Genomic DNA, 23,745 nt, shown 5'->3' with positions numbered 1-23,745 from the left:
CTGTCAGGCTCCGTTTCTCGCGGACCGGCCGCTTTCCGCGCGTTCGGCCCAGAGTCCCGCCGGCAGGTCCCGGCGGCGTTTGACGTCGAGCTTGCGATAGACGCGGGTCAGGTGCTGCTCCACGGTGCTGGCGGTGATGTAGAGCTTGGTGGCGATCTCGCGGTTCGTGTAGCCCATCACCGCCAGCGAGGCGACCCGCCGCTCCGAGCCGGTCAGCGAGTCCAGCCCGTTGGCCGGTCCGGCGGTCACCGCGGTGTCACCGGCGTCGCGAGCGCGGTCCAGCAGCTCGTGGTACAGCGGGCGGGCGCCGCACAGGTCCGCCACGTGCAACGCCTGACGCAGCAGGAGGCGCGCGCGGCGACGCTGGTCGGGCTTGTGGTAGGCGCGGCTGAGGTCGTACAGGACGCCGGCCTGGCCGATCCGGTCGCCGCGCGCCTCGAAGATCTCCAGGGCCTCGGTCAGCAGCTGCAGACGCCGTCCCGGGGTGCTGGCGGCGGCCAGCACCCGCAGCGCCGCGGCGCGGGCCCGCGAGTCGTCGATGCCCGGCCGGCCCAGCTGGTCGAAGGCCAGCGCCCGGGCCTGATCGGCATTTCCGAGGCTCAGCCAGGCCTCGGCGGCACTGGTCCGCCACGGGACGATGCCCGGGTCGTCCAGTCCCCAGCCGCGGACCAGTTCGCCACAGCCGAGGAAATCGGCCAGGGCCGCGTGCTGCTGGCCGGTCGCCAGGTGGTACTCGCCGCGGGCGTGCAGGTAATGCAGACCGTACCGGCTCTGCAGGGCCTCCTCCGGCAGCGCGCGAGCCAGACAGCGGGCGGCGCGATCGTGCTGTCCGGCCCGGGTATGGGCCTGGACGGCTGTGGCCAGCGGCATCGCGACCGCCACTCCCCAGGCCTTGCCGGGCAGCGCAGCCAGCGCCGCCTCGGCGTGGGACACCGCACCGGCCAGGTCACCCTTGCGGAGCAGCGCTTCGGCAAGTCCGGCAGAGACGAGCGCGGTCATCGTCCGGGTGCCCCGTCGGTCGGCGTCGGCCAGGTACTGCCGGCACCAGTCCTCCACCGCGTCGCCCTGGTCGCGGTAGGTCAGCACGGCCAGCGCCAGTGCGGTGGCCTCCGCTGCCCACAGCGACGTCCGGCTCAGGTGGACGTTGCGCAGCGTCTGCCGGGCGGCGGTGACGGCGTCGCTGTGCCGGCCACGGGTGAAGAGGTCCGCCAGGCCGGCGGCCGCCCGCGCCCACGGATCGGCGCTGAGCGGATCCGGGAGGTCCGCGCCGCTGAGGCCGGCGCGACGGCGGGTCAGCGACGGATGCACCACGCCGAGCCACACATCGACGTCGGCGACCTCGGCGCTGCCGGCGTCCTGCCGGCGCAGGCGCTCCATCAGTCGCTCCGCGTCCCCGGTACGACCGTCCCACAACAGGCCCCGGATCACTGTCGGGATCTGCCGGCGGGCCAGGTGCCCGGCCGCGGCGTCGGCCGCCAGCGCGGGCCAGTCGCCGGCGGCAGCGGCCGGATTGGTCTGCCACCGGGCCTCGGCGAGCCGGGCGCCGAACTCGGCAGCCGGCCCCGGCGCCAGGCCGGCGGTCAGGGCGAGCCGCAGGCAGGCGACAGCCCGCTCCGGATCGCTGTCGAGCAGAGCGTGCTCGGCCGCCTCGCGCAGCACCGAAGGCGCCCATGGCGCTGTGGCGTCCTTGGCGGCGACGAGGTGAGCGCCCACCTCGTCGGCCGAGGCCCCGCGGGCGTGGGCCAGCTCCGCCGCCCGGCGGTACAGCTCATCACGGTCTGCGGACGAGAGGTCGGCGAGCACCGCGAGCCGGGCTGCCGGGTGCCGGAAGCATCCGCCCTGCAGGAGACCGGCGTTGTCCATGACCGAGATCGCGTGCCGGACGGCGTCGGCGTCGAGCCCGGCGAGCGGTGTCACCTCCTCGTCCGGCGCGCCGCAGGCGAGGACGGCCAGGGCGTGCGCGACCCTCAGGCAGTCGAGGTCCGCGCGGTGCAGGCAGGAGACGAACGTGCGACCGTACCGCTGCACGGTCGGTCCGGAACCGTCGAGGTCGTCCTCCAGCAGGGCCTGCAGCAGCAGCGGATTGCCGCCGCTGAGCGCGTCCATCACCGGCGTCAGCCGGCTGGCGGTGGCCCGGTCGAAGGTCCGCGCGACGAGATCGTGGATCCCGGCGGACGTCAGCGGGGCCAAGGTCATCCGGCGCGCGTACGGCAACCGGAGCAGATCCGCCGCGACCGGCCGGTCCGGGTCGGCGGTGTCGGTCAACATGATCGTCACCCGGGCTGCGCCGATCCGCCGGCCGAGATGGAACAGGCAGCGCAGGGACTGCTCGTCGGCGTGCCGCAGGTCGTCGACGCCGATCAGCAGCGGCGTATCGCCGGCCGCGGCCAGCAGAGCCGCGGCAGCGTGCGCCGCCAGCCGGACCGGATCCCCGTCGTCGTCCTCCGGCGGACCGGCTGCGCCGATCGCTTGGAGTACCTGCGTCATCACGCCCATCGGCAGGGACCGTTCCTGTGGGGCGCAGGTCGCGCTCACGAACCGGAAGCCCGCCGCGGTGGCCCGCTGTCCGGCGGCCCACAGCAGCGCCGTCCGGCCGACCGCCGGCGGCCCGTCGACGAGCACCACCTGTCCCTTCCCCGTCCTGGACATCTCGAAGATCGCGCCGAGTTCGGCAAGGTGTCCATCCCGTTCGACCAGTTCCACTTTTAGCCCCCGTAGGCCGTCCGCAGGCACCGCCGGTGCTCTGATGGAGCCCGGCGGTGCACCGAAGATCATCAGCAGTCTGTGACTGTCGACGAACGCGGCGTGTCCGCCACCGCAAGCATGGCCGGGCGCACCCCACGGTCTGCTAACTCGCGGCCCACTGGCCCGTGGTTGTGCGTTGCGGAACCGGCCCTGGTCAGGCCGTTTCCCTGGGCATCGCGGCCAGCGCCCGCGCGACTGCGGCGGGCGGCACATTGCGGACGAGCGCCGCCCCTTCCGGTCCATCAAGGACAAAAGCCAGTCCCTCGCCGGCGGCCTTCTTGTCGAAGCGCATGATGTGGATGAGCTGTTCGTCGTCCACGCCGGCCGGCAGGGACACCGGCAATCCGTACGACCGCACGACACTCAGGTGCTCGTCCACGCGGTCAGCTCCGATGCGGCCGAGCAATCCCGCCAGCCGGCCCGCGAAGACGGTGCCGATGGCGACGGCCTCACCGTGGCGTACCGCGAACTCCGTGCCGACTTCGATCGCGTGTCCCAGCGTGTGCCCGTAGTTCAGCAGGTGGCGCAGGCCGGTGTCGCGCTCGTCCGCCGCGACGATCTGCGCCTTGCGGGCCACACTGGCGGCGATCTTGTCGCTCAGCGGCAGCTCGCGCAGATCGCCGGCGCCGATGAAGTGGCAGCGGGCGATCTCGCCGTAGCCGTTGATCCATTCCCGCTGCGGAAGCGTCTCGAGGTAGTCGGTGTCGCAGAGCACGGCGCGGGGCTGCCAGTACGCGCCGACCAGGTTCTTGCCCTCCGGCAGATTCACCGCTGTCTTCCCGCCCACACTCGCGTCCACCTGGGCGAGCAGCGACGTCGGCAGGTGAATCACCGGGATGCCGCGGTGGTACAGGGCCGCGGCCAGACCGACGGTGTCCGTTGTGGTTCCGCCGCCGCAGGAGACCACCACGTCGTCGCGGCCCAGTCCGAAGCCGGCGAAATGACGGCACAGCTCGGCGACAGCGGCGAGAGTCTTGTTCTGTTCACCGTCCTGGGCGGCCACGAAGGCGGTTGGCAGACCGGTGTCGGGCACCCACTGCGCCGGGCGGGCGGAGACCACCACCACCCGGCGGGCGCCGGTGCGCGCGACCTGCTCGGGGAGCGTGTGCCGCACCCCCGGCCCGATCGTCACCTCGTACGACCGTTCGCCGAGGGCCACCTCGACGCGGCGGTGCCCGACGCTCTGGGGTGCGGTGCTCTTCGTCAAGTGATCTCATCCTTAGGTGCGACGGGTGTTCTGGTCTCGTTCGGTCATTGCAGCGTCCGGGCGAGCAGCACGGCGCCGTGCAGGGAGGACCCGCCGCCGTGATCGGCGGGCCGCACCGGGGCGGCCGGGTGACCGGCGCGGGTCTGTTGCTCGCACTGCCGCGCCACGGTTTCGGCGAAGCCCGGCAACCCAGCCGCGAAGCCGCCGCCGATGACGACCAGTTCCGGCCGTACGAGCTCGGTCACCCCGATGATGGCCGTGCCCAGCGCCGCGCAGGTCTCCTCGACGGCGGCGACCGCCCACCCGGTGCCGTCGGCCCAGGCCGACCGCAGCGTGGCGTAGTCGATCTCCCGGCCCGTGGTGGCCGAGGCGCGGCGCAGCGTCGCCGGCCCCGAGGCGTACGCCTGCAGGCACCCGGCGCGCGAGCAGTCGCAGCGCCGGCCGCCCCGCTCGATCACCAGATGGCCGATCTCGCAGGACCCGCGACCCGGGCCGGGCAGGCCGCGCCCGGCCGAGATGATCCCGCCGCCCACCCCGGTGCCGACACCGAGGTAGACGAGGTTCCGGACGCCGGCCCGGTCCGCCTCGGCCAGGGCGGCGACATCACCGTCGTCGGCCCAGGACACCAGCGCGCCGGGCACCAGGGAGTTCAGCAGGCCATCGAGTTCGAGGCCCAGCCAGGACGGTCGGCCGGGCCAGGACGTGACCAGACCGTGCTCGACGGTCGCCGGTAGGGCCACGCCCACGGCTGCGATGTCTGCGGGGGAGGACCGGACCAGCCCGAGGACGTGCGCCGCCAACGCGGCGGCGTCCTGCTCCGCGGTCGCGGCAGGCGCCCAGTCGAACCTGCTCTCCAAGGGACGATGCCCGGCGATCTCGGCGCGGAGTGCGACCTTCGTGCCGCCGATGTCAATTCCGAGAAAGCCCTCCGAGCCACGCATGCCCCGAGACTCCCAGCAGTGCGGCAACGGGCCGGTCACCCTCCGCACATCCCGGTGGAACTGCGCTTCGGCCGAGCCGGCCGGTGGACCTCACCGGGACCGCATGATCCGGCGCATCGGTGCCGGGTCGCTGCTCCGCCGTTGCCACTCGCGCGGATAGCCCAGTGACACCTCTTCGAACCGCACGCCGTCGTAATGCGTCGTGCGAGGTATGTGCAGGTGGCCGTAGACCGCCGCGGCGGCCCGGTACCGCAGGTGCCAGTCAGCGGTGCGGTCGGTGCCGCACCACTGGGCGAACTGCGGATACCACAGCACGTCGGTCGGCTGCCGGACCAGCGGCCAGTGGCTGACCAGTACGGTGCGCAGCGCGGGATCCGTGGCGTCGAGCCGGCTGCTGGTCTCGTCCAACCGCGCCCAGCACCACGACTCCCGGTCCGGGTACGGGTCCGGATGCAGCAGCATCTCGTCGGTGCAGACGACCCCGGCCTCGTACGCGAGCTTCAACGACTCCTCCTTGGAGGTCACGCCCGGCACCCGGAACGAGTAGTCGTAGAGCAGGAACAGCGGCACCACCAGGACCGGCCCGTCCGCTCCGGGCCAGACCGGGTAATCGTCCTCGGGGGTGAGCACACCGTTGTCGCGGCACATCCGCACCAGCGCGCGATACCGGTCCTCGCCGCGCAGTGTGACCGGGTCGCTGGGGTGGGTCCAGAGCTCATGGTTGCCGGGTGCCCAGATGACGGTGGTGAACCTCTCTCTCAGCAGGCGGAGGGTGCGTTCGATGTCGCCGAACAGGTCGCCCACGTCGCCGGCCACGATGAGCCAGTCGTCGTCGGACTCCGGGCGGAGGCGATCGACGACCGTGCGGTTCTCGGCGTACGACACGTGCAGATCGCTGGTCGCGAACAGTGAGGCGCTCATGGCGTCATTGTCCTCGCGGCTGATGCGAGATTCGATTGCGCGTTGGGCGGCACGGCTGGACATGATCGGGGTGATGACCGGCCATCCGCTGGCGCACGAGTGGCAGACGCGGCACCGGCCGCCCGCCGCGGATGTCGAAGGCATGCGGGTCGACCTGGCCGGCCTGGCGAGGATCCTGGACCGGCCGCGGCCGGCCTCAGGCGGCGAGCCCGCCGATGAGCAGGTCGACGATGCGGACGGCGAGGTCATGCACCTCGTCGGCGCTCTGGTCGTCGATCCGGCGGTACCACATGTCGACCGCGTTGAGGTTGCTCAGCAGGGTCCGTGCGGCCAGGCCCGGGTCCACCGGCCGCAGTGAGCCGTCCGCGATCCCCGCGACCACGGCGGCGTGGAACATCTGCTCGTAGTCGCTGCGGAGCCGGTTCAGGTCCTTCAGGGCCTCGATCTGGCGCGTCTTCAGCGCCGCGGACACCTCACCGCGTACGGCCTGGTGGACGACGTGGTGGTAGGCCAGGGCCTCCATCAGGTTGAGCAGGTGGGCGGTCGACATGGCCACCAGCCGGTCGCGGGCGGTGCCGGGCCCGGCGGTGTACGGCTCGACGCGTTCGCGGACCCGGCGCATGCCCTCGCCGTAGACCGCCAGGAAGATGTCGAACTTCGACCGGAAGTGGTAGTAGATCAGGCCCTTGGTGGCCCGCACGTCGCGGGCGATGTCGTCGATCGTGGTCCCGGCGAAGCCGTTGCGCATGAACGCCTCGGCCGCCGCGTCGAGGATCTTCGCGCGGACGTCGGCGGCCACTTCCGGGGTCGCGCTCAAGGGGCACCTCCTGGTCCGCGGCCAGCCTATCCGGTCCGATCGCGACTGTGACCGTTGACACAATACATCGATGGTCATAACGTAATACTCAGTAGTATGCCTGATCAGCGAGCTTACGCGGAGGCATCGCATGACGGACGCCAGGGCCGCACAACACGAGCCGGCCACCAGGAAAGCGATGGTCCGGCTGCTGCCGATCATCGGTATCGCCTACTTCATGTCCTACGTCGACCGGACCAACGTCGCCCTCGCCAAGACAGCGCTGGAGGCCGACATCGGGATCAGCGCCGCCGCCTACGGCCTCGGCGCCGGCCTGTTCTTCGTCAGCTACGCGTTGCTCGAGGTGCCGAGCAACCTGGTGCTGTACCGGGTCGGTCCGCGGGTGTGGATCACCCGGATCGCGATCAGCTGGGGCGCGGTGTCCGCCGCCATGATGTTCGTGCAGAACGAGGCATCGTTCTACGTGCTCCGCCTGCTGCTCGGCGCGGCCGAGGCGGGCCTCTTCCCGGCCCTGATGTACATGGTGACGCTCTGGTTCTCCCAGAAGCACCGCGTCACGATGGTCGGCCTGATCTACACCGCACCCTGCATCGCCATCTTCATCGGTTCGCCGATGGGTGGTGCCCTCATGGAACTGGACGGCGCCGGCGGCCTGCACGGCTGGCAGTGGATGTTCCTGATCGAAGGACTCGTCACGATCCTGGTCGGCGGACTGGTCTGGTTCGCCCTGCCGGACCGCCCGGGCGACGCGAAATGGCTCACGCCGCAGGAGGCGGCGGTCCTGTCCGAGCAGGCCGTCGGCAACGACGCCCCCTCAGCGACCCGGGTACGCGGCAACCTGCGGCTGGCCTTCGGTCGTCCGGTGATCCTCGTGCTCGCCGCGATCTACTTCGTCAACCAGGCGATCAGCTCCGGCGTGGGCTTCAACTTCCCGGCCGTACTGCAGGCACTCGGTCTGGACAGCTCGTTCCTGATCGGTGTCGTGGCCGGCAGCGGCGGCATCGCGGGCCTGGCGGGCGTGCTGCTCTTCCCGTGGCTCAACCGCCGGTACGGCCACGAGGTGCTGCTCATCGGCATCTGCGCGGGCGCCACGCTGCTGATCATGACCGGCTTCCTGCTGTCCACCAACGCGGTCTGGCGGGTCGTGCTGATCTTCCTGTCCAGCTTCTTCGCCCTCGGCACCCTGCCGTTGTTCTGGTCCGTGGCCATGTCCCGGATGTCGGGGCTGCTGGCCGCGGCGGGGCTGGCGTTCATCAACACGCTGGGCATCACCGGCGGCTTCGTCGGACCCTTCGTGTACGGCCGCATCGAGGACGCCACCGGCAGCTTGTTCGCCCCGTACTACGTGATCGCCGGGGCGGCGTGTGCGGGCCTCGCGCTGGTGCCCGTGCTGGCCCTGGCGATACGGCGGGAGAAGGCGCCGGGTGACGGCACGCCCGCCGTACCGGATGAGACCGTGGCCGAACCGGCCCAGCCATGATCCGTCAGGTTGTGGTCGGCAGTGCCCTCGGTGCTCTGATCCTGGCCGCCGCACCCTCACCTCCACCTGCCTCCGCCGGCCCGGCCCCGGTCCGCTGGACGCCGTGCGCCGCCGGCTTCGCATGCGCCACCGTGTCCGTGCCGCTGGACTACGACAGGCCACGCGGCGAGCAGATCAGCATCGCGCTGACCCGGATGCGCGCCACCGATCCGGCGCGGCGCATCGGTTCCCTGGTCGTCAACCCGGGTGGGCCGGGCCTCTCCGGGGTCGCCTTCGTCCAGGCCAACTTCCGGGACCTGCCGGCCGAGCTGCGGGCCCGCTTCGACATCGTCGGCTTCGACTCACGCGGTCTGGCCGGCAGCACGGCGCTGCGGTGCTATGACACCGCCGAGCAGGCCCGGGCCGATCGTCCGCCGTTCCTCTATCCGGAGACACCGGCTGAGGAACGCATCTGGCGGCGCGCCGACGACAAACTGTCAGCCGCGTGCGCCGAGCAGGGCGGCCCGATCCTCGACCACATGTCGAGCGCGGACGTCGCCCGCGACCTCGAGCGACTTCGGGTTCACCTGAGCGACCGGAGGCTGACCTATCTCGGATATTCCTACGGTTCACTGCTCGGGCAGACCTACGCCAACCTGTTCCCGGCGAAGTTCCGCGCCCTGGTGATCGACGGCGTGATCGACCCGGTGGTGGCCACCCGGGGCCCCCGCGGCGCGGCCCGGACGACGCCGACCGCGTCCCGGATGGCTGCCGCCGACGGCGCCGGCCGGACCCTCGACGAGTTCTTCCGGGTCTGTGACGCGGCCGGCGCCGCGTGCGCCTTCTCGGGGCGGTCGAGCGCCCGCTTCGCGCGGCTGGCCGGCAAGCTCAAGACGGGCCCACAGACGATCATCGACCCCGCTACCGGACGGCCGAGAACCTTGAGCTACAACGATCTGATCGGTGTCGCCCTGGGAGCGGTGTTCAACGCGGGGAGCTGGCCCGGCCTGGGGTCCTTCCTGGCGGACGTGGAGAAGCAGCTGTCGCCGGCGGCCCCACGGACGACCACCGGCTCGGCAGAGGAGCAGAGCCTCGCGGCCGGGAAGAGCGCGGCGGGCGAGAAGAGCCCGGCGCACGAGATGTATCTGAACGAGGTGGAGGGCAAGCCAGGCGTAGCCTGCTCCGACACGGTCAACCCCCGCTCCTTCCGCACCTGGCAGACCGCCGCCGACCGCGCCGAGCGGCAGTACGGCTACTTCGGCCGCATCTACACCTGGGTGTGGAGCCAGTGCCGCTCCTGGCCGACCAGTGCCCGCCAGGACAGCTACCACGGGCCGTGGACCACACCGACAGCCGCGCCCGTGCTGATCGTCGGCAACTACTTCGACCCGGCCACCCCCTACACCGGCGCCGTCGGCGCCGCGCGGCTGCTGCCCAACTCGCGCCTGCTGTCCTACGCCGGCTGGGGACACGTCGCCTTCCACCTGCAGCGCAATTCCTGTGTGGACGCTCACGTGAGCCACTACCTGCTGACCGCGAGGCCGCCCGCACCGGGCACGGTGTGCCGCCCGGACCCGCCCTTCCCGCCCTCACCGGCCCGATGAGCACCGAAGGGTTCGATCCCGGCCGCCTCCTGAGGATCGATCGGCACTTCCGCCGGTACGTCGACGACGGTCGGCTCCCCGGCTGGCAGATCGTGGTGACCCGGCACGGCCGGATCGTCCACGGCAGCGTCTACGGCCACCGCGACCTGGCGGCCGGCACGCCGGTCGAGGACGACACGCTGTGGCGCATCTTCTCCATGACCAAGCCGATCACGTCGGTCGCGGCGATGAGTCTGTGGGAGGAGGGCCGGTTCCAGCTGACCGATGAGATCAGCCGGTGGCTCCCGGCCTTTGCCGACATGCGGGTGTACGACAAGGGTTCCGCGCTCAAGCCGTTCACGGTCCCCGCCGTGGAGCCCATGAGGATCTGGCATCTGCTGAGCCACACCGCCGGACTCACCTACGGTTTCCTGCACACCTCGGTGGTCGACCGGCTGTACCGCGCGGCCGGATTCGACCTGGCGGACCCGGGCCTGGATCTGGCCACGACGGTCGACCGGTACGCGGACCTGCCGTTGCTGTTCCAGCCGGGCACCGCCTGGGGCTACTCGGTCGCCACCGACGTGCTGGCCCGGCTCGTCGAAGTGGTGGCCGGGCAGGACTTCGACACCGTTCTCCAGGAACGGGTCCTCGCCCCGCTGGCCATGACCGAGGTGCGGCGCTGGGTTCCGCCGGCCGACGCCGCGCGACTCGCCACGCTGTACACCGCCGATCCCGTCACCGGTCGGCCGGTGCCGGCCGAGGAGCTGGGCCGGCAGGCACTGCGACCACCCGTCCTGCGCGCCGGCGGTCACGGGCTGATCTGTACCGCCGCCGACTACCACCGCTTCACCCAGATGCTGCTGAACGGCGGCGAACTCGACGGCCGGCGGATCCTCGGCACCCGGACCGTACGGCTGATGACCCGCAACCACCTGCCCGGCGGTCAGGACCTCGCCGCGCTGTCGACCGGCGGTTTCGCGGAGACGTCGCTGGCCGGGGTGGGCTTCGGTCTCGGCTTCGCCGTCACCCAGGACACCGGGCCCGGCCGTTCCGCCAACAACGCCGGCGAGTTCTTCTGGGGCGGGGTCGCGAGCACCGCGTTCTGGGTCGATCCGGTGGACCGGGTGACCGCGATGTTCTTCACCCAGCTCATGCCGTCGAGCACCTACCCCCTGCGCCAGCAGCTGAGTCAGCTGGTCTACTCAGCGCTGGTGGACTGAGCGCCCACGCCGGCCGCTGTGAGATCGATGTCCGGCGTCATGACCATCTTGAGGGCCAGCTGGGCGGTGAACTCGCCCAGCTGCCCGGGGGAGTCCGAGCCGTCGAGGCGGTACCACCGGATCAGGTCGATGCCCAGCGAGAGGATGGCCCGGGAGACCCGCTTGACGTCGATGTCGGCGAAGACACCGGTGCTGACGCCGCGCTCGACCGCGGCCCGGAAGACGACGTTCGTCTCGTGCCGCAACTCGACGATCTCCTCGTAGTGCTCAGCGGAGAGCCCGGCGAGCTCGTACTGGCTGACCCGCGCGGCGACGTGGTGGCGGGCGTGCCACTCGGTGTAGCGGGCGACCAGGGCGCGGAGGTGGCGTACGGGGTCCTCGACGGTCAGCACGGCCGGCTCGCTGACGTAGCTGAGCACCCGCCGGTGCGCGGTCCGGATGATCTCGAAGAGGACGTCCTCCTTCGACGGGAAGTGGACGTACAGAGCGCCCGGGCTGAGGCCGACGCCGCTGGAGATGTCGCGGGTGGTGGTCGCGTGGAAGCCGTTCGAGGCGAAGCAGCGCACCGCCGAGGTGAGCAGCTTGCGCGGCACTTCGCCCCGGGAGGTGTCCCAGAGCGTCGGGGACTCGTCGTCCAGCTCGGGGAGTCCTTCCAGGTCCTGGGTGGTGAAACGGGCCTGCCGTCGCTTCGCCATCGGGTGACCGCCTTCTTTCCTCGCCGCTGCGGCGACCCTACGCACCCCGTGTGGCGGTACGAATCCGCCCAGGTGCTCCGTTTCCCGGCTGTCACCTCGGTGTGACGGTTGACACACGCAGATTACCAGGTAACTATGCGCTTAGTAAGCGGGCGCCACCGGCCGCGGACGACTCCGAAGGAGAGCCAATGATGCGGAATCGATCACTACGGGCCGGACTTCTGATCGGTGCCCTGAGCACGGCGCTGGCCGCCTCGGCCTGCGGCGGCGGCTCGTCCGGCGCGGGCACCGCCGCCGGTGGTGGCGGGACCCAGGGCAAGACCATCGCCTTCGTCGGCTACGGCGATGCCAGCCCCTGGGGCGCCGCCTACAACAAGACCTTCAAGGCCGAGCTGGCCTCGTCCGGCGTGAAGATCAACGATCTCACCAGCATGGACGCCGGCACCCAGGTGCAGAACTTCAACCAGGCCGTCTCGCAGAAGCCCAGCCTGATCGTCGCTGCGTTGTGGGACACCACCGCGACGGTGGTCCCGATCCAGAAGGCCAAGCAGGCCGGGGTGCCCGTCCTCATCGTCGACGGCCGGCCCGACCCGGCGGTCCAGGACGACGTGATGTCCGTGCTCTCCGACAACGTGAAGCTCGGTGAGTTCGCGGCGCAGAACATCATCGAGGGGCTCAAGGCCCAGGGCCGGGCCTCCGGCAAGGTGATCGTGCTGTCCGGCACCAAGGCCATGCTGGTCACCCAGGACCGGATGAGCGGCTTCGGCAAGGTGATGGCCACCGCCGCGCAGTACCAGGTGATCGAGGACCAGGACACCAACTGGGACCCGACGGCCTCCGGCAAGGTCGCCCAGCAGCTGTTCGCCAAGCACGGCTGCGACGGCATCCAGGCCGCCTACGGCATGGCCGACTACATGGCCCTGCCGATCGTGCAGGCCGCGAAGCAGGCCGGGTGCAAGGTCGGCGGGACCGACGGGTTGGTCGTCACCGGCGGCAACTGCTTCAAGGCCGGCATCGCGGCGATCAAGACCGGCGAGATGTACGGCACCGCGACCGAGGATCCGATCACCATCGCCAAGCAGACCGCCTCCTACGTCACCCGCTACTTCAAGGGCGAGAACCCGCCGAAGAGCGAGCTGGTCAAGGAGGACCGCGTCACCAAGGCGACCATCGCGCAGTTCGAGGAACAGTGCAGCCAGGCGTGAGCGGGCCGCTGGTCGTCGTCGATGCCCTCGCCCGCAGTTTCGCCGGCGTCCCGGCGGTGCGGGAGGTCTCCTTCACCGTCGGGGCGGGCGAGATCCATGCCCTGTGCGGGCACAACGGCGCCGGCAAAAGCACGGTCGTCAAGATGCTGTCCGGCCAGCTGGCGCCGGACGCCGGCCGCATCGTGCTCGACGGGGAGCAGGTCGACCTGCGCAGCCGCCAGGTGGCGCAGCGCCTCGGGGTGGCCCTGGTGGACCAGGAGCTCAGCGTGGTCCCCGCGCTGAGCGTGCTGGAGAACATGAGCCTCGGCGACATCGACGCCCCGCTGGTCACCCGCCGCCGGGCCGCGGTGCGCCGGTGCCGGGAGCTGCTCGACGACATGGGTCTCGACCGGCTGCGGCCCGGCCAGCTCGTCGCCACGCTGAGCATGGGCGAACGCCAGCTCGTCGAGATCGCCAAGGCGCTCAGCCAGCGGGCCCGGGTGGTCATCCTGGACGAGCCGACCGCCACGCTCAGCGACGTGGAGAGCCGGCGGGTCTTCGCCGCGGTACGCCGGGTGGCGGCCCGCGGTTGCGCCGTCATCTTCGTCTCGCACCGCCTGCCCGAGGTCCTCGAGCTCTGTGACACCGTCACGGTGCTGCGCGACGGCCGCCGGGTCGTCACCGCCCCCGCGGCCGACCTGACCGTGGACCGTCTGATCGTGCACATGCTCGGCGAGGCGCCGCACCGCCTGGAGACCTCCCGGCGGCCCGACCCCGACCTCACCCACGCGCTGCGGATCGAGCAGCTGCGGGTGCCGGGACGGCTCGCGGACTTCACCCTGACCGCGCGGGCGGGCCGGATCTACGCGCTGGCCGGACAGCTCGGCAGCGGCGCGTCGGACGTGCTGCGGGCCGTCGCGGGCCTGCACCCCCGGGCGACCGGACGCGTCGAGCTGCGCGACCGCGCCGTGCCGTTCCGCAGCCCGGTCGGCGCGGCCCGCGCGGGGATCGCGTTCGTGTCCAACGACCGCAAGGGCGAGGGCCTGTTCCTGGACAAGCCGGTGGCGGGCAACCTCGTGGCCACCCGGTTGGACCGGCTGGGCCGGGGCGGGCTCGTCGCCGCCGGACGCGAACGCCGTACCGCCCGGTCGCTGGCCGAGCTGGCCGGCCTGCCGCCGGACCGGCTGGCCGACCCGGTGCTCGCGCTCAGCGGCGGCAACCAGCAGAAGGTGTTCGTCGGCCGGTCGCTGGGCCGGCCGGACGTACGGGCGCTGCTGCTGGACGAGCCGACCCGGGGCGTCGACATCGGCGGCCGGGCGGCCATCCACCGGTTGCTGCGCGACGCCGCCGAGGCCGGTCTGGTGGTCGTCTTCGCCTCCACCGAGCTCGAGGAGCTGCTGGAACTCGGCGACGTCATCCTCACCATGCGCGACGGCCGGGTGGTCGACACTTACCCGGGCGGGGCGGACGGCGCGGTGCTCATGCGGGACATGACCGAGGGGAAGGACGCGGCATGATGAGCCTCCTGGCGGCGCCACCGGCCGCCGCCGCCCGGGTACGGCGGGCGCGGCCCGGCTCACTGGCCGTGGCGCTGACCGTCCTCGTGGTGGTGCTGCTGCCGGTCGCGGTGACCACGGAACGCTTCCTCACCCTGGGCAACGCCCGCGCCATCCTGGCCTCGGCCGCGCTGGTCGGCATCACCGCGATCGGGGCGACGCTGGTGATGATCGCCGGGTCGGCGGTCTCGATGGCGGCCTCGCAGACGGCGACGGTCGTGGCCATGGTCTTCCTCGCGACGCTGGGCCAGGGCCTGCTCGGGGCCACGCTGCTGGCCCTGCTCACCGGCGTCGTCCTCACCGCCGTCCAGGGTCTCGCGGTCGGCTACTGGGAGGCCAACCCGATCGTGCTGACCATCGCCGCCGGGTTCGCGATCGGCGGCGGCGCGATCTGGTTCAGCGGCGGCACCCCGGTCAGCGCCGCGTCCGATGGCTTCGACGTCCTCAACGCGACGCCGCTGGGGCTGCCCCTCGCGGTCTACGTCCTGCTGGTGCTGGCCGTGCTGGCCGAGTGGATCCTGCGGCGCACCACGGCCGGGCGGCAGCTGTACCTGGTCGGGGAGAACCGCGCCGCGGCCCGGGCGGCCGGCCTGCCGGTGGGCCGGGTGACGGTGGTCGCCTGGGCGTTCTTCGGCCTGTGCCTGGCTGTCACCGGTGTCTTTCTGGCCGCGTTCAACACCAGCGCCACCACCAATCTCGCCGGGACGCTCACGCTGGACGCCATCGCCGCGGTCCTGGTCGGTGGCACCGCCATCGCCGGCGGGAAGGGTTCGGCGCTGCGCACACTCGGCGGGGCTGTGCTGATCTCGGTCATCTCCGACGTCCTGCTGCTGCGCGGCTACTCGACCGGGGTGCAGATTCTGGTGAAGGGAATCCTCGTGCTCGCTGTCGTGGTCCTCGTCCATGTCCGGGGCCGGCGATGAGGCCCGCGCTGAGGCAGGAGCGGATCGTGCCCGCCGCGGCGTTGCTGCTGGTGGTGGTCGCCTTCGTGCTCACACCGCTGGGCACCGGCCTGCCGCTGACGACGTTCGACGTCTACAACGCCCTGCAGGGCTTCGCCCAGATCGGCCTGCTCGCGCTGGCCATCGGCCTCACGATGATCGCCGGCGAGTTCGACCTGTCGGTGGTGGGCACCTACGCCGTCGGCGGGATGATCGCTGTGCAGGCCGGCCAGTCCTCAGCGGTGCTCGGGCTGCTGGTCGCGGTCGCCGTCGGTGCCGCGGTCGGAGCCGTCCAGGGCGCGCTGATCGCCTGGCTGCGGGTGCCGTCGGTGCCGGTGACGCTGGCGGCGTACATCGCGCTGCTCGGGCTCGCGTACGCGATCTCCGGTGGTCTCAGCGTCACCTTCACCAACCGGGCCGCGACCCTCTGGGTCGACCACACGATTGCCGGCGTCTTCTCGCCACGAAGTCTGGTCACGCTGGCCGCCTTCGTGCTCGTGGCGGTCGTGCTCGGCGGCACCCGGCTCGGTGCGGAACTGCGCGCGATCGGCGGCGACCGCCGGGCCAGCCGGGTCGCCGGGGTCCGGGTCGAGCGCAAGCTGGTGCTGCTGTTCACCACCTCGGGCACGCTCGCGGCCCTCGGCGGCGCGCTGCTGAGCTTCAGCTTCGCCTCGGCGAACCCCGACCCCGGGCTCCGGCCGCTGCTCATCGCCGCCGTCGCCGCGCTGCTCGGCGGGGCGTCGCTGGCCGGCGGGCGCGGCACTGCGGCCGGGCTGCTCGCCGGTGCGCTGTCGGTGGCGCTGCTCGCCCAGATCGTGGCCGTCGCCTACCTGCCGGACTACTCGACCCAGCTGTTCTACGCGGCGCTGTTGGCCGTGGTCGTGGCCATCGACTCGCCGGGCCTGCGCCGAGGGCTGGCACGCCTCCGGGCCCGGACCAGGCCGGTGGGGGCGTGATGGGCAATCTCAGTTTCGACTTCTCCGGGCGTACGGTGCTGGTCACCGGGGGCGCCCGCGGCGTCGGCCGCGCGATCGGCGAGCACTTCCGGGCGGCCGGCGCCGCGGTCTACCTGGTGGACGTCGAGCCCGAGGTCGTCGCGGCGACCGCGGCCGAGGTCGGGGCGGTGGGCCTGGCCGCCGACGTCAGCGACAGCGCCCAGGTCGACGCCGTCGTGGCCCGGGTGGTGGCCGAGACGGGCCGGATCGACGTGCTCGTCAACAACGCCGGGATCCTGCGCGACGGCGTGGTGTGGAAGCTCAGCGACGGCGACTACGAGGCCGTGATGGCGGTGCACGCGGGCGGGACCTTCCGGTTCACCCGGGCGGCCGTGCCGCACTTCCGCCGGCAGAACCGGGGGCGGATCATCAACGTGACCTCGTACACCGGGCTGCGCGGCAATCCGGGCCAGTCGAACTACGCGATGGCCAAGGCCGGGATCATCGGCTTCACCAAGACCACCGCGAAGGAGCTGGCGCGGTTCGGCACCACCGTCAACGCGATCTCACCGAACGCGCGGACCCGGATGATCGCCTCGGTCCCGCCCGGCAAGCTCGCCGAACTGACCGGGGCGATCCCGATGGGCCGCTTCGCCGACACCTCCGAGATGGCGGCCGCCGTGGCGTTCCTGGCCTCCGACGAAGCGTCCTACATCACCGGTGTCGTCCTGCCGGTCGACGGAGGACTCTCTTTGTGACCCACAGCGAAGGAGCACGACATGAGTGACTCACCAGGCAGCACGGAGCCCACCACCGTGGTCTCGGACGCCCACTTCCTGGAGGCGCCCCGCTGGCACGAGGGCCGGATCTGGTTCTCCGACTTCTACGGCTACCGCGTCTCGTCGGCCGCCGAGGACGGCTCGGACCTGCGCGTGGAGGCCGAGGTGCCGGGGCAGCCGTCCGGGCTGGGCTGGCTGCCCGACGGGCGGCTGCTGATCGTGGCCATGACCGAGCGCCGGGTGCTGCGCCGGGAGCACGACGGCACGCTCGTCACCCATGCCGACCTTTCCCCGTACGCCAAGGGCCTCGCCAACGACATGTGCGTGGACGCGCAGGGCCGCGCGTACGTGGGCAACTTCGGTTTCGACCTGATGGCCGGCGCCCCGATCGAGCCGACCTCGCTGCACCGCGTCGACCCCGACGGCACCGTCACCGAGGTCGCCGACGACCTGTGGTTCCCCAACGGCAGCGCGATCACCGCCGGCGGCGTCCTGCTGGTCGTGGAGACCTTCGGCGACCGGGTCAGCGCCTTCGACCTCACCGCCGACGGCCGGCTGACGAACCGCCGGGTGTGGGCCGAGTTCGGGCCGCTGCCCACCGACCGCTCGCTGGAGAAGACGCTGCCGGCGCTGACCGTCGCCGGGGACGGCGCCTGTCTGGACGCCGAGGGCGCGCTGTGGATCGCCGACGCGACCGGCAGCCGCCTGATCCGGGTGACCGAGGGCGGCACGATCACCGACGAGATCCGCCCCGGCACCCCGGTCTACGCCTGCGGCCTGGGCGGGTCCGACGGCCGCACCCTGTACGCGTGCGCCGCGCCGGACTTCCACGACGAGGCCCGCAAGGCCGCCACCGAGGCCCGCCTGCTCGCGATCCGCGTCGACGTCCCGGCCGCCTGAGCCATGCGCGGGCTGATGCAGGACCGGGCTCTCGACGTCGGCATGCTGATGCGCCGCGCCGAGGGACTGTTCGCGCGCAAACGGGTGGTCACCGCCACCGCGGCCGGCGAGGTCACCGCCACCTGGGGCGAGGTCGTCGCCCGGGCCCGGCGGCTGGCCGGTGTCCTCGAGCTGCTCGGCGTGCCGCCCGGAGCCCGGGTCGGGACCTTCGGGTGGAACTCCCAGCGCCACCTGGAGCTCTACTTCGCGGTGCCGAGCGCGGGACGCGTGCTGCACACGCTCAACCACCGGCTCTTCGCCGCCGAGCTGACCGGCATCCTGGCCGACGCGGCCGACGACGTGCTCTTCGTCGACCGGTCCCTGCTGCCCACGGTGTGGCCGGTGATCGGGCCGGCCCCCACCGTCCGGCATGTCGTGGTCATGGACGACGGCGGCGACGAGCCGATCCCGGACGACGCCCGGGTGCTCGACTACGAGGATCTCCTCGCCCGGGTGCCGCAGCCGGTGGCCCCGGCCGTCGTCGCCGAGGACGACGCCGCCGGCCTGTGTTACACGTCGGGCACGACCGGGCGGCCCAAGGGTGTGCTCTACAGCCACCGGTCCGTCGTGCTGCACACCATGGCCCTGCTCGCGGCCGACAGCTTCGCGATCAGCGAGCGTGACGTGATCATGCCGATCGTCCCGATGTTCCACGTCAACGCCTGGGGACTGCCGTACGCCGCCGCGATGGCCGGGGCCGGCCTGGTGCTGCCGGGTCCGCGGATGAGCCCGGACGCGCTCGCGGCGGCGCTGACCCGGCACCGGGTCACGTTCACCGCGGCCGTACCCGCGATCTGGCGTGCTCTGGTGCCCCGGCTGCCCGGGCTCGACCTCTCGGCGCTGCGGATGACCGTCAGCGGTGGCAGCGCACTGCCGGTCTCGCTGGCCCGGGAGTACGAGGACGCCGGTGTCACGCTGAGCAGTTCGTGGGGGATGACCGAGACCAGCCCGCTGGTCACCTGCGCGCGGCTCGCGACGGTCCACGACGGGCTCGACGCCACCGCCCGGCGTGAGGTGCTGTGCTCACCCGGCCGCCCGGTCCCGCTGACGGAGGTGCGGCTCGTCGGTGAGGACGGCACCGTCGTGGCCCACGACGGCAGCACGCCGGGAGAGGTGCAGGTCAGCGGGCCGACCATCGCGGCCGGATATTTCGGCGCCGGGGCCGGCGAGGCGAACCTGACCGCCGACGGCTGGCTGCGCACCGGCGACATCGCCACGATGGACGCGGACGGCTACCTGCGGATCGTCGATCGCACCAAGGACCTCGTCAAGTCGGGCGGGGAATGGATCTCGTCGGTCACGCTGGAGAACGAGATCATGGCGCACCCGGACGTGCTCGAGGCCGCCGTGGTCGCCGTACCCGATGAGCGGTGGGGTGAGCGCCCCCTGGCGTGCGTGGTCGTCACCCCGGGCCGGGCCCTCACCGCCGATGATCTGCGGGCGCACCTCGCCGGCCGGGTGGCCTCCTGGTGGGTGCCCGACGAGTTCCGCTTCGTGGCCGAGATCCCCAAGACCGCCACGGGCAAGTTCGCCAAGGTGGCGCTGCGCCGGCTGACCGGTCAATGAGCAGCCGCGTACGCCGCTGACGCGATGGCCTCGTGCCCGGCGGCGTTGGGGTGATCGCCGTCGGCGGCGAGCAGCGAGGTCGGGTCGCCGGTCCCGGTGCCGCCCTTGAACACCGGCAGCGTGTCGACGTAGGTGACCCCCGTCGCGGCCGCCGCCTCGCGTAACGCCTGGTCGCAGGCCGCCGTGGCCGCCACGGCCGCCGCGCGCCGGTTGTCGTCGTCACCCGCGGCGACCCCGTCCTCCACGACGTTCCAGTAACCGAACACCAGCACCGGTACGCCCGGCCGCAGCTCGTGCACCGATCGCAGCGCGGCCGTCACGTTGCGGCCCACCTGGGCGACGGGCGCCGCGTACGGGTCGTCGTCGTCCAGCGCCGCGGCCACGTCGTTGGCCCCGGCCATGACCAGCACGACGGTCGCCCGCCGTACGGCGTCCCGGGCGGGCGCGCCGCTCAGCGCGCGCCGCACGTCGGCCGAGGTCGCACCGGCCTCGGCCAGGTTCACCGAGTCCGCCACCGGGGACACCATCCGGGCGTACAGGTCGGGGAAGGGCGTGCAGTGGCAAGCGGTCCCGGCCGGGACGGAGTCGCCGAAGGTGACCACGGTGACCGGCGGGACCGAGGCCGGTGGCGGCGTGGCGCAGCCGCCCAGCAGCAGCGCGCCGAGCAACGCGACCACGGCCTTCACGGCGTGGCCGCGGGACGGGTGAGCCACGACGACAACCAGTCGAACGCGGGCGCCTCCATGGCCTGCCACACCGCGTCGCTGTGCCCGCCGTGGGCCACGACGGCCGTGGTGACCGACAGCGGCGGGCGGGCCAGCCGGGCCATGGTCAGACCGTCCCGGCGGGACGGCGGGTCGTCGGCGGCGTACGCCAGATACAGTCCGGCCCGGGGTTGCGGTAGGTGCCGCAGCCGCCAGGCGACGTTGTGCGTGGTCAGCTCGGAGCCGTCGCCGACCTTGATGCCGGGGGAGGCGTACCCGGACAGGCTGGCCGCGGCGGCGTACTGCCGCGGATGCCGCAGCAGCAGGTCGGCGGCGCAGAACCCGCCGGCCGAGTAGCCGGCCAGGCCCCAGGCCGGGCCGTCGGACCGGACCCGGAAGCCGGCCCGGACCGCCGCCGGGACGTCCACCGTCAGGAACGTCTCCGCCTTCGGGCCGCCGGCCAGGTCGGTGCACTCGGTGTCGACCAGCGGGTCCGGCGTCTGGTAGGCGAACACCACGACGGTCGGGGCCATCCGGCCGGTGGCGATCTCCTGGTCGAGGTGCCGCCGCACGTCGAGGCGGCGCAACCAGCTCTTCGGCGACCCGGGGAAGCCGTGCAGGGCCTCGATCACCGGATAACGCTCATGGCTGCGGGCGTAGCCGGGCGGCAGGTAGACGTAGGCGGGCATGGTCATGTGGGAGACCCGGCCGGCCACCGTGATCTCGACGATCCGGCCCCCGGGCCCCGAGGCGCTCTCGACGGGCGGCGGCGGGGCGGCCGGGTCCTCCTGGACGCCGCCGAGCGCGCTCCAGCTGGGGTAGGCCTCGGTGAGCCGGTTCAGCTCGATCGCCGAGGTGGCCACCACGCTCAGCGTGCAGGCCGAGATGAGGCCGGCCCGGGCGATGCGGCCGGCCCGCTCCCAGCGCACCGCCACGGCCACCGCGGAGCCGGCGACCAGGGCGAGGGCGGTCGCCAGCAGCGGGAGCCCGTCGATCCTCATGCCGGCAACGCCGTCGGAAGGACCCCGGGGGCCGCGAGCGCGGGCGGGCTCTGGGCGACGGCCCAGCTGGTCGCGGCGGACCACGTCCGGAACGTGCGCGTGGGAACCGCTGGTCCGGTGCCGGCCGGCGCGGCGACGGTCGCCAGCGCGGCGAAGCGGCCGGGGAGTTCGGCCACCAGCCGCCGGGCCAGCGGGACCTGCGCGGCCGCGGCCACCAGGACCCAGCCGCGCGGGGTCGTCCGCAGATCGGTCTCCAGCAGCCCGGGCAGCGCGGCCAGCGAGCCGGTGCGCCCGCCGGGGGAGAGCGTGACCTCGATCAGATCGGCGCCGGCCGGGCGGCCGCCCAGGGCGAGCAGGACGGGGTACGCGAGCGGGCGGGTCGCGTACCCGGCCGGGACGGTGACCCGGGGCGGCGCCGCGAGCTGCCAGGAAGCCGAGCCGGGCGGCTGCCACCGAGCGCTCGGGTCCCGCGCGAACGAGGCGTCCAGCCGGCCGCTGCTGGCCGGGGCGATGCCCGCCGGGGTGCCGGTCCGCCCGGCCAGCGCCTGCCACGAGGGATAGAACTGTTCCTGACGGTTGTAGAGCAGTCCCACGGCGAGCACCAGCAGGGTCTGGCTGAGCAGCAGGCTGAGTACGCGGGTGGGCAACCGCCGGCGGCGGCTGCCGCGGTTCCACGACCACACCAGGAACCCGCCGGCCGACCCGGCCGCGGCGCAGGTGCCGAGCACGAGCGGCAGGCCGGTGAGCGTCATCGGTGGACCTTCGCGGGCGACGCGGCGGGCCGGGTGAGCGCGGTCCGCCGGCCCGGGCCGGGCAGGAACGCCTCGGCCGACAGGACCGCGACCGCGATCCGCGGGAGCTCACGCACCGCGGGGAAGCACAGGTAGCGCGGCACCCAGGCGGGCTGGTACTTGGCGTTGGACCGGTACAGCGACTCGATCTGCCAGAACCGGGAGGCGGCCCTGAGGACCTGGTACGACAGCCGCAGCACCGGCCCGGCCCCGAGCTCGTCGGCCCGGGCGAACACCGAGCGCAGCACGGCGAAGTTCAGCGAGACCCGGTGCACGCCCAGCCCGGGCGCGGCCGTCATGGTGGTGACGACCATGAACTCGGTCAGCCCGTTCTCGGCGGTCCGGTCCCCGCGCATCAGGTCCAGCGACAGCCCGTCGGTGCCCCACGGCACGTAGTGCAGCAGGCCCCGGACCCGGTCGTCGGCGTCCCGGCAGACCACGAACAGGCAGTCACCGTCGTCCGGGTCGCCGAGGCGCGACAACGCCATGGAGAAGCCACGCTCGACCCGGCCGTCACGGAAGGCGTCGGCGGCCCGCTGCGCCTCGGCCAGGGCCTCCGGGGTGAGGTCGCGCAGCCGGGTGACCGTACAGGTGTAGCCGGCCCGCTCCACCCGGGCGACCGCCTGCCGGACCGCGCGCATCGCCCGGCCCTGCAGGGTGAAACCGGCGACGTCGAGGATCGCTTCGTCGCCCAGCTCGACGACATCCAGACCCGCTTTCCGGTACGCCCGGCCGGCGGCATTGCCACAGCCGAGCACCGCCGGCGTCCAGCCGTGCCGGGCGCAGTCCCGCAGCCACGCCGCGATGACCTCCGGCCACTGTGACGCCAGGCCGATCGGATCACCGGAGGCCAGGCTCACCCCGTTGATCACCCGGTACGCGATCACCGCCCGGCCCGACGGCGCCCACAGCAGCGACTTGTCCGGGCGCAGGGCGAAGTAGCCCAGCGAGTCGCCCGCCCCGTGCTGCCGGACGAGCTCACGGACCACCGCGTCGTCCTCGCCGGTGCGCCGCGGCAGCCGGTTCGCGGGCCGCAGCAGCAGCACGACGGCCGCGGCGATCGAGAGCAGCCCGAACATGCCGGTGGTGTAGCTGACCGTCTCGGCGCCCAGCGGGTACGCGAACCGGATCGGCCCGGAGACCCCGACCAGCCCGAGCGCGGCCTCCTGCATCCAGGCGATCACCCCCGGCCGGCCTTCGAGCCGGTTCATCCGTACGGCGATCTCCAGCAGCCCGACCGCGAACCCGGCACCGGCGAAACCGATCAAGGCGGCCAGCGCCCGCCACCGGTTCCACGGATCGGCCTGCGCGTGGAAGCGGCGGCGGACCACGATCAACATCACCAGCAGCGCCACGGAGACCGCGGCGGCGTCGTAGTGCCAGCCCCGGGCCAGGTGCAGCACCACCCCGGCGCCGGCCAGGACCACCGCCACCTGCCAGGCCCGGTGCTTGCCCCGGCGCAGCCCGGCCCCGAGATAGACCAGCAGCAGGCCGGACGCCGCGCTGGCCGCGCGGGCGGTGAGCACGCCGGCCATCGGCAGCAGCCCGGCCAGCTCCCCGAAGCGGCCGTGCGGTGACGGCAGCACCACGGTGACGACGTTGTAGAGCCCGGCCAGCTGGACCAGCCGGGCGACCGCGACGCGGGACAACGGCGGCTGCGGCCGCCAGGGTTCCTCGGGATCCTCCGGCGCTGCTTCTTCGGGCTTCGCTGCTGCTGCCTGCCTCATAGCGCGATCGTCTGTCCGCGCGCTTGGCATC

General features: G+C 72.8%; 20 protein-coding genes. 10 read left to right on the top strand and 10 right to left on the bottom strand.

What is annotated here, in order from left to right; all coding sequences use genetic code 11:
- Positions 1 to 3: 3 nt before the first annotated feature.
- The 5 genes from AB0C12_RS39255 to AB0C12_RS39235 form a co-directional block, all read right to left on the bottom strand.
- A complete protein-coding gene (locus tag AB0C12_RS39255; RefSeq protein ID WP_360555747.1) occupies positions 4 to 2,775 on the bottom strand; it encodes an AAA family ATPase in 2,772 nt (923 codons plus the stop codon).
- 124 nt (positions 2,776 to 2,899) lie between these two features.
- Positions 2,900 to 3,952, bottom strand: coding sequence for a 3-dehydroquinate synthase family protein (locus AB0C12_RS39250; protein WP_360555745.1), 1,053 nt, complete (start codon positions 3,950 to 3,952; stop codon positions 2,900 to 2,902).
- 44 nt (positions 3,953 to 3,996) lie between these two features.
- Positions 3,997 to 4,893: an ROK family protein gene (locus AB0C12_RS39245; protein WP_360555743.1), complete on the bottom strand. Its 897-nt coding sequence runs from the start codon at positions 4,891 to 4,893 to the stop codon at positions 3,997 to 3,999.
- Between the two features lie 90 nt (positions 4,894 to 4,983).
- Positions 4,984 to 5,814 (bottom strand): metallophosphoesterase, encoded by an 831-nt coding sequence (locus tag AB0C12_RS39240; RefSeq protein ID WP_360555742.1) that lies wholly within the window; start codon positions 5,812 to 5,814, stop codon positions 4,984 to 4,986.
- A gap of 196 nt (positions 5,815 to 6,010) precedes the next feature.
- Positions 6,011 to 6,631 carry a TetR/AcrR family transcriptional regulator gene (locus AB0C12_RS39235; RefSeq protein WP_360555741.1) on the bottom strand — a complete coding sequence of 207 codons (621 nt, stop codon included), beginning with the start codon at positions 6,629 to 6,631 and terminating at the stop codon, positions 6,011 to 6,013.
- 130 nt (positions 6,632 to 6,761) lie between these two features.
- Between AB0C12_RS39235 and AB0C12_RS39230 the strand changes: the two genes are divergently transcribed.
- Genes AB0C12_RS39230 through AB0C12_RS39220 form a run of 3 tightly spaced genes read left to right on the top strand, consistent with a single transcriptional unit; the run spans position 6,762 to position 10,896 of the window.
- Entirely contained in the window at positions 6,762 to 8,111 is a 1,350-nt protein-coding gene (locus AB0C12_RS39230) for an MFS transporter (RefSeq protein ID WP_360555739.1), read from the top strand.
- Complete coding sequence (locus AB0C12_RS39225; protein ID WP_360555738.1) at positions 8,108 to 9,694, top strand: alpha/beta hydrolase; 1,587 nt, start codon at positions 8,108 to 8,110, stop codon at positions 9,692 to 9,694. The genes AB0C12_RS39230 and AB0C12_RS39225 overlap by 4 nt, the downstream gene beginning before the upstream one ends.
- On the top strand, positions 9,691 to 10,896 hold the full coding sequence (locus tag AB0C12_RS39220; protein WP_360555736.1) for a serine hydrolase domain-containing protein: 1,206 nt from the start codon (positions 9,691 to 9,693) through the stop codon (positions 10,894 to 10,896). Before AB0C12_RS39225 ends, AB0C12_RS39220 begins: the two co-directional genes overlap by 4 nt.
- Here AB0C12_RS39220 and AB0C12_RS39215 read toward each other — a convergent pair.
- Positions 10,875 to 11,591 carry a TetR/AcrR family transcriptional regulator gene (locus AB0C12_RS39215; protein ID WP_360555734.1) on the bottom strand — a complete coding sequence of 239 codons (717 nt, stop codon included), beginning with the start codon at positions 11,589 to 11,591 and terminating at the stop codon, positions 10,875 to 10,877. The two genes, AB0C12_RS39220 and AB0C12_RS39215, sit on opposite strands and share 22 nt — an antisense overlap.
- A gap of 188 nt (positions 11,592 to 11,779) precedes the next feature.
- On the opposite strand from AB0C12_RS39215, the gene AB0C12_RS39210 reads away from it, so the two are divergent.
- Genes AB0C12_RS39210 through AB0C12_RS39180 form a run of 7 tightly spaced genes read left to right on the top strand, consistent with a single transcriptional unit; the run spans position 11,780 to position 19,491 of the window.
- A complete protein-coding gene (locus AB0C12_RS39210; RefSeq protein WP_360555733.1) occupies positions 11,780 to 12,796 on the top strand; it encodes a sugar ABC transporter substrate-binding protein in 1,017 nt (338 codons plus the stop codon).
- Positions 12,793 to 14,292, top strand: coding sequence for a sugar ABC transporter ATP-binding protein (locus AB0C12_RS39205; protein WP_360555731.1), 1,500 nt, complete (start codon positions 12,793 to 12,795; stop codon positions 14,290 to 14,292). Before AB0C12_RS39210 ends, AB0C12_RS39205 begins: the two co-directional genes overlap by 4 nt.
- Positions 14,289 to 15,254 carry an ABC transporter permease gene (locus AB0C12_RS39200; RefSeq protein ID WP_360555729.1) on the top strand — a complete coding sequence of 322 codons (966 nt, stop codon included), beginning with the start codon at positions 14,289 to 14,291 and terminating at the stop codon, positions 15,252 to 15,254. The genes AB0C12_RS39205 and AB0C12_RS39200 overlap by 4 nt, the downstream gene beginning before the upstream one ends.
- Positions 15,251 to 16,228: an ABC transporter permease gene (locus AB0C12_RS39195; protein ID WP_360555727.1), complete on the top strand. Its 978-nt coding sequence runs from the start codon at positions 15,251 to 15,253 to the stop codon at positions 16,226 to 16,228. Before AB0C12_RS39200 ends, AB0C12_RS39195 begins: the two co-directional genes overlap by 4 nt.
- On the top strand, positions 16,228 to 16,965 hold the full coding sequence (locus AB0C12_RS39190) for an SDR family oxidoreductase (protein ID WP_360555726.1): 738 nt from the start codon (positions 16,228 to 16,230) through the stop codon (positions 16,963 to 16,965). Before AB0C12_RS39195 ends, AB0C12_RS39190 begins: the two co-directional genes overlap by 1 nt.
- Positions 16,966 to 16,986: 21 nt before the next feature.
- Complete coding sequence (locus tag AB0C12_RS39185) at positions 16,987 to 17,886, top strand: SMP-30/gluconolactonase/LRE family protein (protein ID WP_360555724.1); 900 nt, start codon at positions 16,987 to 16,989, stop codon at positions 17,884 to 17,886.
- 15 nt (positions 17,887 to 17,901) lie between these two features.
- Positions 17,902 to 19,491 (top strand): long-chain fatty acid--CoA ligase, encoded by a 1,590-nt coding sequence (locus AB0C12_RS39180; protein WP_360555723.1) that lies wholly within the window; start codon positions 17,902 to 17,904, stop codon positions 19,489 to 19,491.
- On the opposite strand, the gene AB0C12_RS39175 is transcribed toward AB0C12_RS39180, so the two are convergent.
- Genes AB0C12_RS39175 through AB0C12_RS39160 form a run of 4 tightly spaced genes read right to left on the bottom strand, consistent with a single transcriptional unit; the run spans position 19,485 to position 23,714 of the window.
- Positions 19,485 to 20,204 carry an SGNH/GDSL hydrolase family protein gene (locus AB0C12_RS39175; RefSeq protein WP_360555721.1) on the bottom strand — a complete coding sequence of 240 codons (720 nt, stop codon included), beginning with the start codon at positions 20,202 to 20,204 and terminating at the stop codon, positions 19,485 to 19,487. The two genes, AB0C12_RS39180 and AB0C12_RS39175, sit on opposite strands and share 7 nt — an antisense overlap.
- The gene (locus tag AB0C12_RS39170; protein ID WP_360555719.1) at positions 20,174 to 21,196 is read right to left on the bottom strand and encodes an alpha/beta hydrolase-fold protein; all 1,023 of its coding nucleotides are present in this window, start codon (positions 21,194 to 21,196) and stop codon (positions 20,174 to 20,176) included. The genes AB0C12_RS39175 and AB0C12_RS39170 overlap by 31 nt, the downstream gene beginning before the upstream one ends.
- Positions 21,193 to 21,948, bottom strand: coding sequence for a hypothetical protein (locus AB0C12_RS39165; protein ID WP_360555717.1), 756 nt, complete (start codon positions 21,946 to 21,948; stop codon positions 21,193 to 21,195). Before AB0C12_RS39165 ends, AB0C12_RS39170 begins: the two co-directional genes overlap by 4 nt.
- On the bottom strand, positions 21,945 to 23,714 hold the full coding sequence (locus AB0C12_RS39160; protein ID WP_360555715.1) for a phosphatidylglycerol lysyltransferase domain-containing protein: 1,770 nt from the start codon (positions 23,712 to 23,714) through the stop codon (positions 21,945 to 21,947). The genes AB0C12_RS39165 and AB0C12_RS39160 overlap by 4 nt, the downstream gene beginning before the upstream one ends.
- Positions 23,715 to 23,745 lie beyond the last annotated feature (31 nt).

The sequence above is a fragment of the Actinoplanes sp. NPDC048967 genome (genome assembly GCF_040649415.1).
Lineage (GTDB): Bacteria > Actinomycetota > Actinomycetes > Mycobacteriales > Micromonosporaceae > Actinoplanes.
This window is presented reverse-complemented; position numbering and strand designations above follow the sequence as displayed.